9 protein-coding genes are annotated in these 12,944 nt (G+C 65.1%); 5 read left to right on the top strand and 4 right to left on the bottom strand.

Annotated elements, in window-relative coordinates:
• Positions 1–246 precede the first annotated feature (246 nt).
• The 3 genes from V7066_RS00140 to V7066_RS00130 all read left to right on the top strand — a co-directional run bounded on the left by V7066_RS00140 (position 247) and on the right by V7066_RS00130 (position 4,659).
• Positions 247–1,473, top strand: a complete 1,227-nt coding sequence (locus V7066_RS00140; RefSeq protein WP_334181222.1) for an MFS transporter — start codon at positions 247–249, stop codon at positions 1,471–1,473.
• Between the two features lie 293 nt (positions 1,474–1,766).
• Positions 1,767–3,074 (top strand): MFS transporter, encoded by a 1,308-nt coding sequence (locus V7066_RS00135; protein ID WP_334181221.1) that lies wholly within the window; start codon positions 1,767–1,769, stop codon positions 3,072–3,074.
• Between the two features lie 82 nt (positions 3,075–3,156).
• The gene (locus V7066_RS00130) at positions 3,157–4,659 is read left to right on the top strand and encodes an alginate export family protein (protein WP_334181220.1); all 1,503 of its coding nucleotides are present in this window, start codon (positions 3,157–3,159) and stop codon (positions 4,657–4,659) included.
• Positions 4,660–4,702: 43 nt separating this feature from the next.
• Here V7066_RS00130 and V7066_RS00125 read toward each other — a convergent pair whose 3' ends face one another.
• The 4 genes from V7066_RS00125 to V7066_RS00110 are packed head-to-tail and all read right to left on the bottom strand — an operon-like array spanning position 4,703 to position 8,065.
• Entirely contained in the window at positions 4,703–5,380 is a 678-nt protein-coding gene (locus V7066_RS00125; RefSeq protein ID WP_334181219.1) for a M24 family metallopeptidase, read from the bottom strand.
• A gap of 10 nt (positions 5,381–5,390) precedes the next feature.
• The gene (locus tag V7066_RS00120) at positions 5,391–6,287 is read right to left on the bottom strand and encodes a bestrophin family protein (protein ID WP_334181218.1); all 897 of its coding nucleotides are present in this window, start codon (positions 6,285–6,287) and stop codon (positions 5,391–5,393) included.
• On the bottom strand, positions 6,284–6,625 hold the full coding sequence (locus tag V7066_RS00115) for a gamma-glutamylcyclotransferase family protein (RefSeq protein ID WP_334181217.1): 342 nt from the start codon (positions 6,623–6,625) through the stop codon (positions 6,284–6,286). The genes V7066_RS00120 and V7066_RS00115 overlap by 4 nt, the downstream gene beginning before the upstream one ends.
• A 21-nt stretch (positions 6,626–6,646) precedes the next feature.
• On the bottom strand, positions 6,647–8,065 hold the full coding sequence (locus V7066_RS00110; protein ID WP_334181216.1) for an aldehyde dehydrogenase family protein: 1,419 nt from the start codon (positions 8,063–8,065) through the stop codon (positions 6,647–6,649).
• A 146-nt stretch (positions 8,066–8,211) separates the two neighbouring features.
• Between V7066_RS00110 and V7066_RS00105 the strand changes: the two genes are divergently transcribed.
• Both V7066_RS00105 and V7066_RS00100 read left to right on the top strand, forming a co-directional pair.
• Complete coding sequence (locus tag V7066_RS00105) at positions 8,212–9,954, top strand: hybrid sensor histidine kinase/response regulator (RefSeq protein WP_334181215.1); 1,743 nt, start codon at positions 8,212–8,214, stop codon at positions 9,952–9,954.
• Positions 9,955–10,204: 250 nt separating this feature from the next.
• Positions 10,205–12,943, top strand: a complete 2,739-nt coding sequence (locus tag V7066_RS00100) for an EAL domain-containing protein (RefSeq protein ID WP_334181214.1) — start codon at positions 10,205–10,207, stop codon at positions 12,941–12,943.
• Position 12,944 lies beyond the last annotated feature (1 nt).

Raw genomic sequence — 12,944 nt, 5'->3', positions numbered from 1 at the left:
CGGGTTTCAGCTTTGGTCCGAAGCCATGGGGCCGGATCAGGAGAGGCAGGTATCCAGGGAAACCCGGTCAGCCCCAGTCGCGAATGCGAGCCCAAAAGGGCAGATACGAATGGTACATCGTCGCCCTCCCTGCTGATTGCCGACGCCCGCTTCATACCAGACATGTCCTGCCAAGGCCAGTGAAGAGCGGTCGGCTTCGCGCACTGGGCCATTGCCAATTGCAGCCTCACCCTGCATCCAGCCGCGATGACTTCATCGTCGCCGACGCAGACTTGCAGCGCAGCCCCCGCAGTAAAGGCTGCTCGCTTCTGGATGCCCTTGCTGGCGCTGATCCTGCTCGGCTGCAACTTGCGCGGCCCGATCACCGCGATCCAGCCCGTGCTGGGACCGATAAGGGAGAGCCTGGGTCTCGGCTCGGTGGGCGCGGGCCTGCTGACCAGTATCCCGGTGCTGTGCTTCGGCCTGCTGCCACCGCTGGTCTCGCCCCTGATCGCCCGGCTCGGCATCGACCGTTCGATCCAGCTGGTTCTCGCGGGCGTGGCGCTGGCCATGCTGCTGCGGCCTTTCGCGGGGATCGAGGGGCTGTTCGCGGGTACGCTGCTGATCGGCCTCTGCATCGCGATCGGCAACATCGTCACCCTCATGCTGATCGCGCGCGATTTCGCCGGGAAGACGAACCTCGTCACCGGCCTCTACACGATATCGCTCAATCTCGGCGCGATGCTCACGCTGGCCCTTACCGCGCCGATGGCGGATCGCGTCGGCTGGCGATTGGCCTTGGCGGCCTGGGCCGGGCTTGCCGTCATGGCCATGATCGTCCGCTTGCTCACCCGGCCGAAAGCGTCTCCCGACGAGGAAAGCCGGAGCGCCGCTGCAGAGCTTTCGGCGCCTGCCACGCCGAGCCCCGGCCAGCAGCGCGCCATCTGGATCATGACGCTCGCCTTTGCCGTCCATATCTTCGCCTATTACAGCCTGACCGCCTGGCTCCCGACCTATCTCGCCGGGGCAGGCGGCATGAGCGCAACGCAGGCGGGCATCGTCGCTTCGGCATTCCAGATCCTCTCGCTTACCGGCTCGCTCGGCATTCCACTGCTGGCCCGGCGATTTTCGCTGGGCACGCTCATGGCGGCGATGGGCGTGATCTGGACCATCACGCCCATCTGGATTCTCCTTGCGCCAGAGCAATGGATGCTCTGGGCGCCGATCGGCAGTATCGCCCACGGCGGCACCTTCGTGCTCGTCTTCATGATGATCATGAAGTTCACCCGCACCATGGACGAGAACCGCCGCGCCTCCACCAAGGCTCAGAGCATCGGCTATTGCTTCGCCGCACTCGGCCCGACGCTGACCGGCTGGCTGCAAGGGACGGTCTATGGCTGGTGGCTGGCCTTTGGCATGGTCGCGGCGATCACGCTGGTGCTGATCCCATTGGGCCTTATGCTCTCGCGCTTCGAGAACGGCCGGATCGCGTAACCACCGAATCGACAATTCAGCGACTGACATCGAAGTTATAGGCACGCGGCCCTTTTCCGCGCCGCAAAACCCAGCCCTTTTGCGATAAGCACTTAGCCATGGCGCGGCTATCCAATCTGGCTATTTGTGCCTCGATTGCGCGGTGGTATACTTGAAGACCATCTCAGGACCAGCGACCAGCACCTCACCCAACTCCGCGGCAGGCTTGGGCGGAGACGTCCGAGCCTGCCCATGAAGAGTCGCCAATAAGATCTGCCCCCAAGCAAAAACCGGGGGCGGCAGAGGAGAAGTGCATGGAAGACCCCCGCGCCACAATTGCGCGTGAACCGATGCATTACCGGCAGGTAATCGCCATCGCCGTCGCAACCGCGCTCAACGCGCTCGACGGCTTCGACGTTCTGTCGATCAGCTTCGCCGCGCCGGGTATCGCCAAAGACTGGGGTATCGACCGTGCCGCGATCGGCCTCGTGCTCTCGATGGAACTGTTCGGCATGGGCGTGGGCGCCTTCGTGCTCGGCAGCCTGGCCGACAAGGTCGGTCGCCGCCCGATGCTGCTGGCCTGCCTGGTCATCATGGGCCTGGGAATGTTCATGGCCTCCACCGCGACCAGCGTCCCGATCCTTTCCGCCTATCGCCTGTTCACCGGGCTCGGCATCGGCGGCATGCTCGCCGCGACCAACGCGGTCGTCGCCGAATGTTCGAACGCCAAGCGCCGCAACCTGACCGTCGCGATCATGGCGGGCGGCTATCCGATGGGTGCCATCGTCGGCGGCTCGGTAGCTTCCTGGCTGCTCGCGGAAACGGGACACTGGCAATCGGTGTTCGAATTCGGCGCCGCCGTCACCCTCTGCTTCATCCCGCTGGTGCTCTGGCTGGTCCCCGAGACCATGGCCTTCCTCCTGCTCAAGCGTCCCGCCGGTGCACTGGAGAAGATCAACCGCACGCTCGTTCGTCAGGGCCGCCAGCCGCTGCCCCAGATGCCCCCCGCCGACCCCGTCAAGCAGAAGACCAGCGTTGCCGCCCTCTTCGCGCCGGGCCTTGCCAGCGTCACGACGATGCTGACCGCCGTATGCTTCTTCCACATGATGACGTTCTACTTCCTGGTGAAGTGGATTCCCAAGATCGTCGTCGATCTCGGCTTCGAGCCCGGTGCGGCGGGCGGCGTGCTGGTCTGGGCCAATATCGGCGGCGCGATCGGCTCGATCACCGTCAGCCTGCTCAGCCAGAAGGTCGGCATCCGTCCGCTGGTGGTCGCCTCGATGGTCATGGGTTCGGGGGCGGTCATGCTGTTCGGTCAGGGCTTCTCGACCCTCGGCGGCCTGTCGCTGATCGCCTGCGTGGCCTGCTTCTTCACCAATGCCGCCATCGCCGGTTTCTACGCGGTAATCGCCCAGAGCTATCCGGCGGCGCTGCGCGCTGGCGGCACGGGGCTGGTGGTCGGCGTCGGCCGCGCCGGGGCCGCGCTCGGCCCGATCGTCGCCGGTCTGCTGTTCAATGCGGGCTGGGGACTTGCCCCGGTCGCCATGACCCTGGCCTGCGGTACGCTGATCGCCGCCGTGGTGCTTTCACAGGTGCGCTACCGCGAAAGCGCGATCGCCTGATCGGCAAAAAATGCGGGGGTGGCCGCTTCAGGCCGGCCATCCCCGCCTAAAAATAGCAAGACGTTTCCCGAGAGGATTTTCCATGCGCTCCCCCCGCGCCTTGACCCTGCTTGCCTGCGGCACGGCCGCACTTGCCGCCCTGCCCGCCCTCGCCCAGTCGGTTCCGCCCGACAGCGCCAAGACCGACGAGGCCGGCACCCTGTCCACGCAGGCGCCTCCGGGCATCCGTCCGGCAAAGTCGCAGGGCCGCCCGGCCGAAGCGATGCCCGGCGGACGCCCCGGCCCGGCAGGCCTGCCCCAGAACATCCGCTGGACCGAGGACTGGTCGAAGAAGCCCGAGGCCGACGCCCCGCTGCTCGAAAAGATCAAGCATATCCCCATCGCGGGCGACGACGTCTATCTGACGCTCGGCGGCGAGGCCCGCATCTACTATACCGACTGGCACCGCTCCTCGCTGGGCCTGAGGGCGAACGACAACAACGATCCGGTCCAGTCGCGCCTGCGCCTGCTGGCCGACCTCCACGTCGGCGAGAACCTGCGCGCCTATCTCGAACTCGGCGACAATCGCGAGTTCGGCGAGCAGTTCGCCACCCCGCCCAATCGCGACAAGGCGGATATCTACCAGGCCTTCATCGACGTGACAGTGCCGCTGGGCAAGGCGGGCAAGATCACCTTCCGCCCCGGCCGCTTCGAGATGCCGCTGGGCAACGGCAAGCTGGCGGGCGTACGCGAAGGGCTGAACATGCGCTTCACCTATCAGGGCCTGCGCGCCACCTACATCCTGCCGGGCAAACTCTCGGTAGACGTCTTCGCGGTGAAGCCTGTCCAGATCAAGCCGGGCACTTTCGACGACGGCCCGAACCATGCGCAGGACTTCCACGGTATCTACATCAGCGCGCCCAACCGCATCGCCGGTTTCGGCACCGACCTCTACTGGTACGAGATGAAGCGCGACCGCGCGACGCTCACCGCAGGCGTCGGCAAGGACGACCGCAACAACTGGGGCGGCCGCCTCTGGAAGCGCGGCCCGCACTGGGACCTCGATCTCGAAGGCACCTATCAGAGCGGCACTTTCATCGACAAGGACATCCGGGCCTATGGCGCGATGTTCGAAGGCGGCTACACGTTCGACGCGCCGATGAAGCCGCGCCTGGGCCTGCGCACGAATTACTTCAGCGGCGACAAGGACCTGACCGACGGCAAGATGGGCACCTTCGTTCCCGCCGCCGCCCGCCTGCCGCTGATCAGCGAGGCGGCGTTCTTCAGCTTCTCGAACCTGATGGACATCTATCCCTCGGTCACCGTCAAGCCGACGCCCGCGATCACCGTCATGGCCGGACCGGACTTCCTGTGGCGCGCTCGCAAGGGCGACGGGGTCTACATCGGCCCCTCGGGATCGAGCTTCGCGCCTTACGGCTCCAGCCGTTCGATCGGCACAGACCTCAACCTCGAAGCCTCATGGCAGGCGACCGACCGGCTCGCCTTCCGCCTCTGGGAGACGTACTTCGCGGCCAGCGATTCCTTCCAGGCCAACGGCGGCAAGAACGGCAACTACTTCGGCCTGATGGCGAACTACCGCTTCTGATCGCGCAGGGTGCGCCCCGCCGAACCGGGGCGCACCGCAAGTCTCAAGCCAGCAGGTCCTCGTAAAAGGCGCCGAAAGGCCGCGTCGGATGGCGGATCTGCATTTCCAGGATCCAGAGTCCCTTGCCAGGCAATTGATCGAAGTTACCGAGATTGCCGCCCTTGTGCACCGAATGCGGATAATCGCCGACCCGGTGCCCGCGAATGTCGAGGTTGAGCACCCAGCCCATCGCCCGCGCCTCTTCCTCCGCGCGGGCATAGAGCGCGCTGCCGGTCACTTCGCCCTGTCCCCAGATCGCCTGCACGCGGTCGAACAGCACTTTCACGTCGCGGGCGCAGGCCTGCATCTCCGCATCGTCGCCCACGGCAAAAGTCGCGCCGACATCGCCCTCGTGGCCGAGGAACACCGGCCCCATGTCGATGAAATAGATATCGTTTGCGCCGAGAACGGCATCGCCTTCGCTGCGATCGCTGAAGATCTTCAGGGTGTTCTCGCCGAAGCGCACGAGCACCGGGTGCCAGGACTTCTCCATGCCAAGCTCCGCCAGCGCGGCATGGCCGATCGCCACGGCCTCGCTCTCGCGCATGCCCGGACGAACCTGTTCGACGATACGCTCCAGTGCCCGCCATGACAGCGCCTGGGCCTCGCGCAGGGCCTCCATCGAATAGTGCTCACCGACCGCTTCGCGCGGGGATGCCGTAAGAGGAGAAGATGCGGTCACAAAGACTTCCTTAATGCAAGACATGGGAGACCGGCGCCAGCGGCGGCGGCAATGAAGGTTCGTTCAGGGCCTCCAGCATTTCCCGCTCGATCGTGCGCGCCATGGCATCGAGCGGGAGATCGTTGGGTTCCAGACCGAAGGGATCTTCGAGCTGGTCGCCCAGCGCATCGAGGCCGAAGAAGGTATAGCTCACCAGCAGGACAGGCAGCAGCGTCCACCAGCCGAGCGTTCCCGCCAGCGCGAACGGCAGGGCCAGGCAGAAGATGTAGGCCGTGCGGTGCAGCAGCAGCGAATAGCTGAACGGCACCGGCGTCAGGGCGATCCGCTCGCAGCCCGCCTGAACTTGCGCAAGAAGGTGAAGCTGCTCTTCCAGCAGCGAGTGATGGATCGGACCGATCCGCCCCGATTGCATCAGCGCGAAGCCGCGCACGCCCAGTTCGCGCAGCAGCGTGTCGTTGGGGTTCGCCGCCGTGCTCCACACCCCCGGCCCGCAATGGGCCTCTATCGCTTCCGGCTCGTCGCGTCCGCGTAGTTGCGCCGCCAGTCCGGCCGTGAAACCCGTCGCGCCGAGCAGGAAATAGCGGCGCTCCGCCTCGTCGAGAGATGCGACGCGGCGGGCGATCGATCGGCAGGCGATGAGCAACGATCCCCAGAGCTTTCTGCCTTCCCACCAACGGTCGTAGCAGGCATTGTTGCGAAAGCTCATGAAGATCGAAAGTGCGATCCCGATCAAGGTGAAGGGAATGGCGCTGATCTGGACGAACACCCCGGGATGACTGCCCGCCGCCAGTACCGCGACCACGCAGATCACCGCAATCGTCAGCAGTCGGCCGAGGATGCGGGGCAAGATAGACCCGCTTACCGCAAAGAGAATTTCCCGCAGCCCCGGCTTCGGCCTGACGATCATTCCTCGGGATCTCCATAGACATAGGCCGTCAGGCCCGAACGCAGACACACTTCCCGGCGCACATAGTCGACTTCGTAGGCATCGGCGCTGGCAAGATCTTCCGGCGTTATCCGGAACAGCGTGCCTTCCACGGCGTCCTCCGCGCTGTCGCTGCGCTCGACCATCGGATGCCAGCGTGTACCGCTTTTGGCGATGACCTCGGGATCGGTGATCTCGATCATGCGCTGCCGCCAGCCCAGCATGGCGTCCGGCGTGCCCGCCACTTCGCGACCGAACAGGGCCAGCTGCACTTCGGTCTGCCGCAAGGTGCCGTAGGAGAAGAGAAAAACGTCCTGCATGTGCACTCCCGTATGCTCCAGCTATGCAAGCGGCCCTGAAACCAGCGACGCGTTGACGATGCGGGCCTGGGTGAATTCCTCCATGCCCGCAAGCCCCTGATGACGACCGATCCCGGACTGCTTCGCGCCGCCGATCGGCACATCGAACGGCAGGCTGAAGACCCGGTTGACCCAGACCAGCCCGCTCTCGATCCCCGAAGCGACGGACAGGGCACGCTCGACATCACCGCTCCAGACCGAAGCGCCGAGGCCGTATTCGCTGTCGTTGGCACGCGCGACGGCTTCCTCCACGCTGTCGTAGGCAAGGACGGGAATGACCGGTCCGAACTGCTCCTCCCGCACGAGGCGGGCCTGCTCGGGCAAGTCGCGGATCACCGTGGGCGATACGAACCAGCCCGGCCCGGGCAGCGGCGTACCACCGGTCAGCACCCGGCCCAGACGGCGGCTCTCTTCCAGCAGGTCACCCAGACGCGCGTGCTGCGCGGCGTTCTGGACCGGGCCGAGCGTCGTCGCCTCGTCCAAACCGTTGCCGAGAACCGCCTGCTTCGCCAGATCGGCGAGCGCATCGCAAAGTGCATCGATCCGGCTGCGCGGCGCATAGATGCGCTTGATGCCGATGCAGACCTGCCCCGCATTGGACATCGCCCCCTCGAACAGCCGGGGCGCGACTGCGGCGATATCGGCATCGTCGAGGACGATGGCAGCGTCGTTGCCGCCCAATTCCAGAGTGAAGCGTTTCAGAGTGGCGGAGGCCGAGGCCATGACCTTGCGGCCCGTCGCGGTCGATCCGGTAAAACTGACATGGGCGATCCCCGGATGCGCGGCCAGGAACGCCCCCAGCGATCCGGCATCCCCCAGCGTCTGGAACACGCCCGGCGGCAGCAGGTCCGCCGCCAGTTCGCCGAGCTTGAGCGCGGTGAGCGGCGTGGTCGGAGCGGGCTTGGCGATGACGCAGTTGCCCGCCGCCAGTGCGGGAGCCAGCTTGAGAACGAGCAGCAAAAGCGGAAAATTCCACGGCACGATGGCCGCAACGACGCCCAGCGGATAGCGCTGCTCGACGATCCGCTCTTCCGAAGTCTCGACAAGGACACGATCTTCCAGCCTCAGACCGGCATGATAACGCAGCGCCGCCACCGAAGCGCCGACTTCGCCCCGCGCTTCGGCCAGCGGCTTGCCCTGCTCCTGCGTGAGGAGCCGCGCAAAGGCCTCGGTCTCTCGCTCCAGCGCGGTGGCCAGGGCATCAAGGGCAGCCCCCCGCTGCCCCGGCGACGTGCCGCGCCACGAGGAAAAGGCACGATGGGCAGCGGCAATCGCCCGGTCCGCCAGGGCATCGTCAGCGCACCAGCTGGAAGCAAGCACGGTGCCGGTGGCGGGATCGAGGACATCGAAAGTGGATACGCCGTCGCAAAGGCGACCGTCGATAAGCAGGCGGAAAGACATCGTCCGCTTCTAGGCGCACCGCCACGCGCCGTACAGGGACCACCACGATTCCGGTTGAAATACCTAACCGGCTCTTCGCTTTCCCGAAAGCTCCGGAAAGCTACCGTCCGTCACGCAAACGGCGTCGCCTCTCGAAGGCCTATGACATGAAACAGACCTTGGCCCTGCCCCCCACCGAGCCTCTCGCCGAGCCTCCAGCCGCGCCTCCAGCCTCTGCCGAATCCTGGTATCTTTCCGCGATGGAACGGCTGGTCGCTTTCGTGCAGGACCTCTCCCATGCGCGGGATCTCGATGCAGTAACCGCAGTCGTGCGCGATGCCGCCCGCAACCTGACCGGCGCGGACGGCGCCACATTCGTCCTGCGCGATGGCGACAATTGCTACTATGCCGAGGAAAACGCCATCGCCCCTTTGTGGAAGGGCCTGCGTTTCCCCATGAACCGCTGCGTCAGCGGCTGGGTGATGGTGAACGCGCAAAGCGTCGTCATCGAGGACATCTACGACGACCCGCGCGTGCCGGTCGAGGCCTATCGCCCCACCTTCGTGAAGAGCATGGCCATGGTCCCGATCCGCCGGACGTCGCCGATCGGGGCCATCGGCAACTACTGGTCCACCCACCGCCTTCCTTCGGCGGAGGAGCTTGCGGTTCTCCAGGCACTGGCGGACACGACGTCCGTCGCGCTGGAAAACGCCGAACTCTACACCCGCCTTCAGGGCATGATCCGGAGGCTGCAAGAACAGCAGATCCGCATCGGCGAGCAACATGCCAGCCTCGGCATCTTCACCCGCGCGCTCGCCCACGACTTGCGAGAACCTGTGAGGACACTCATATCGTTCTCCGAAATGCTGCGGGAGGAACCGCAGGATCAGGAAACCCAGGCGACCTACTTGCGCTTCATCGGCGATTCCGCCGCAAGGATGGGCACCCTCATCGACTCCGTGGCCCAATACACCCGGCTCGATTCTCCGGAAATTTCCACCCGTTCCTCGTGCCTTCTCGGCGATGTCGTGGCCGAAGTCCGGCAAAACCTCGCCCGCATCATCGCCGAACGGAAAACCACGATCGTGCACGGAGCGCTGCCCGCACTCCTCGCCGATCCGGTCCATCTGCGGCAATTGCTCCAAAACCTCGTTGCCAATGCCATCCTCCACAACGAAGGACCGATCACCGTCACCATCGAGAGCAGCAGGTCTGCCGGACATCGCCTCTTTACCGTCAGCGACGACGGGAACGGCATTCCCGCAGACCAGAGCGAGCAGGTGTTCGAACCTTTCCGCCGTCTGGTTCACCGCAACGACGCCTCGGGCCTCGGCCTCGCCATCTGCCGGCGCATCGTTTCGCTCTATGGCGGGACGATACATTGCGGAAGCCGAGAAGGCGGAGGCGCCAGCTTCTCCTTTTCGCTCCCCGATGCAGAACTGCCGGAAACGGAAGATGTCGTCGGGAATGAGATGTTCGCCATGGCCAATGTCCTGATCGTCGACGACCGCGAGGCGGATCTGGAAATGACCGAGATCGCCCTGTTCAGGCGGCCCAAGCTGCGCTGCAACCTGCAAAGCGCGCGCGACGGGCGCGAAGCCCATCGCCTGCTGACCACCCCCGGTGCCGCCGTCGATCTCGTCCTGCTCGACATCAACATGCCCGATGTCGACGGCTTTCGGCTGCTGGAGCAGATCAAGGAGGACGAAGCCCTGCGCGATGTCCTCGTCATCATGTGCAGCGGCTCCAACCACGAGCCCGACCAGGAACGTGCCGCGGCCTTGGGTGCTTCCGGCTATCTGCTCAAGCCGCCGCGCTTCTCCAGTTTCCGGGACATCCTCATGGAACAACCGGCCTTGCGGCTGCGGGATGAAAGCAACGGCATGTGCCTGATGCGGCAAAGCATCTGATGGTTCTGCAGCAGTCGTAACCGAAACGGTTCTTTCCTTCTGTCATATCCGCGACGGGAAGTTCCGCTATTTTACAATTCGATAGCGAGAAACCCTAAGAAATCTCCGACGAATACCCGAGCTGCGGTCCGAAAAACCTGCGATGTGCCCCGGTTACGGACACATCAAATCTTAACCGCATCACTGGAACGTGACAGTCCCTTGGCACTCTATAAGCTCCCATGTGAACACTTTGCCCGACCCCCAGGAATTGCATGACCCCGCCCAGGCCCTGATCCGCGAGCAGTATCTGAGCTTGCGGAAGCAAATCCCGCTCATGTATCTGCTGATGGCGATCAACGCGGTCTTTCTGATGCTGGTCGCCAGCCCCAGCGTTCATCCGCTTGTCGGGATCGGCCTCCCGGTGGGTCTTCTGTCCATCACTGTGGTCCGCGCCGCCCTCTGGCTGTCGCGCCACGAGCGAGACGCCGGAATCGACGAAATACGCGGCTATCTGCGTGGCACCAAGATTGCCGCGGCAGCCCTCAGCCTTCTGTTCGGCATCTGGGGCCTGCTCCTGCTGGAACGGATCGACCCCCAGCACTTCGGCTCGATCGCGCTCTATGTCTTCGTCGGGGCCATCGGGTGCTGCTACTGCCTCCAGGCCCTGCCCTCCGCGGCCCGCCTCGTCCTGTTGTTCGGTGCCGCCCCCATGACCGGGCGACTGCTGCTTTCGGGGGACTGGTATCTTGCCGGAACCGGCGTGACGTTCCTGCTGGCGGCAGGCGTCATCCTGCGCACGCTGGCCACGAACCGCTCGGCCTTCTTCGAACTGCTGCGTTCACGTTCGGAAATGAAACGGCTTCTGAACGCGCTCGAACAGAGCCAGGAGCATTACCGCTCCTCCGTGGACCTCAACCCACAGCTTCCCTGGATCAGCGAGCCGAACGGCACGATCTGCGAGATCAGTCCGCGCTGGACGATCATGACCGGCATTTCCGTGGAGGACGGCATGGGGTCCGGCTGGACCGCGGCCGTGCATCCCGAAGACCTGCCGCGCGTGCTGGAAGCGTGGCACGCGGCCCTCCAGACCACCGAAAACCCGGTAGCCGATGTCCGCTATCGCCTGCGCCAGGTGGACGGCAGCTATCGCTGGGTCCGGGCGCGCTCCTATCCGCGGCGGGACGAGAACGGGCGCATTCTCAAGTGGTACGGCAACCTTGAGGATATCGACGATCAGGTCGCCGCCGAAACCGCCCTGCGCGACAGCGAGGAACGTTACAGGCTGGCATCCCGCGCGACCAGGGACCTGATCTGGGACTGGTCCCACCAGACCGACCGCCTCGAATGGGCCGGAGGGATCGACAATATCTACGGCCATGTCGAAGCCGCGCAGGGCACGACGGTCGCCTGGTGGCGCGATCACGTTCATCCGGCCGACCTGCCCGGCGTGGATGCATTGACGACCCAGGTGCTTTCGGGAAAATCGGACAAATGGCAGCACGAATTCCGATTTCGCGCTGCCGACGGCTCCTACGTCCACCTGCTTTCAAGCGGCTATGCGCTTCGTGACGAAAACGGAAAAGCGCGGCGCTCGATCGGCGCGCTTCAGGACGTGACCCAGGCCCGGCGCTCGGAGGCGGAACTGCGCCGCGCGGCCTATCACGATGCCTTGACCGACCTGCCCAACCGTGCCTGCTTCTACCAGCAGCTCGAGAAGGAACTGAGCCGCGCACGGACCCGAAATACGAAAGTCGGCGTCGTCGTCTTCGATGTCGACGGCTTCAAGTCGATCAACGACAGTCTGGGTCACGGTGCCGGCGACATGGTGCTCCAGGCCGTGGCGGCAAGGCTGTCGGCACGGCTTCCGAGAGGGGCGATGGCGGCCCGCCTAGGCGGCGACGAATTCGCGCTCATCCTGCCCACCCTCGATACCAAGGACGACTGCTCCGCTTTCGTACGGACCGTCCTCCATGATGTGGCGCAGCCGATCACGATCGACGAGAGCGTCGTGGAAGCCGGGGTCAGCGCCGGTGTCGCGCTTTGGCCGAACGATGGCGAAGACGGCGAAGCGGTCCTCAAGAGCGCGGACCTCGCGCTCTACACGGCCAAGGCGAAAAGTTCGGGCGATGTCGAGAGCTTCCATCCCGAGCTTCGCGAGGCCGTGGACTTGCGGAACGGCATGCTGCGCGACGCCCGCGATGCGCTTGGCGAGGAACGGGTCCTGCCTTTCTACCAGCCGAAGATCTGCCTCATCACCGGCACCATCGTCGGCTTCGAGGCCCTGCTGCGCTGGCACCACCGCGAGCGCGGCCTGCAGCCGCCCGGCGCGATCCACGCCGCCTTCGAGGACAGTGCCCTCTCGATCCAGCTGACCGACCGGATGCTGGAGAGGGTCTTGCGCGACATGGCCGAGTGGAAGGACAAAGGGTACGCGATCGGACGCATCGCCATCAACGGGTCGCCGGTGGATTTCCGGCGCGACGACTTTGCGGAACGCATCCTGACCCGGCTTCACACGCTGGATCTGTCGCCCTCCGAACTCGAACTCGAAGTGACGGAAAGCGTGTTTCTCGGCCACATGGCCTCCACCGCCGAGCGCGCGCTCGCCACGCTCTCGAAAGCCGGCGTCACCATTGCCCTCGACGATTTCGGCACGGGCTACGCTTCACTGACCCATCTCCAGCAATATCCGGTGGACGTGCTCAAGATCGACCGCTCGTTCGTCTCACGCCTCGGCAGCGCGAACAGCGCGGACTTCGCCATCGTCCACGGCATCATCGACATCGCCCAGCGCATGGATATCCGCACCGTCGCGGAAGGAGTCGAGAACGAGGCGCAACTCGGCCGCCTCTGCGAATTGCACTGCGACATTGCCCAAGGGTTCCTTTTCGGCGGAGCCCTCGGGGCGGAACGGGTCGGCACCTTCTTGCGTAACTGGCAGGGATCCAGCCGCCGCTTCTGCTGGCGGAACGAAGATCGCCAACCCTCCCGCCTCGGCAGCAGCTAAG

The sequence above is a fragment of the Novosphingobium sp. genome (assembly GCF_036820275.1).
Classification (GTDB): Bacteria; Pseudomonadota; Alphaproteobacteria; order Sphingomonadales; family Sphingomonadaceae; genus Novosphingobium.
Note: the sequence above shows the minus strand (reverse complement) of the source record. Positions and strands in the feature narration are given on the sequence as shown.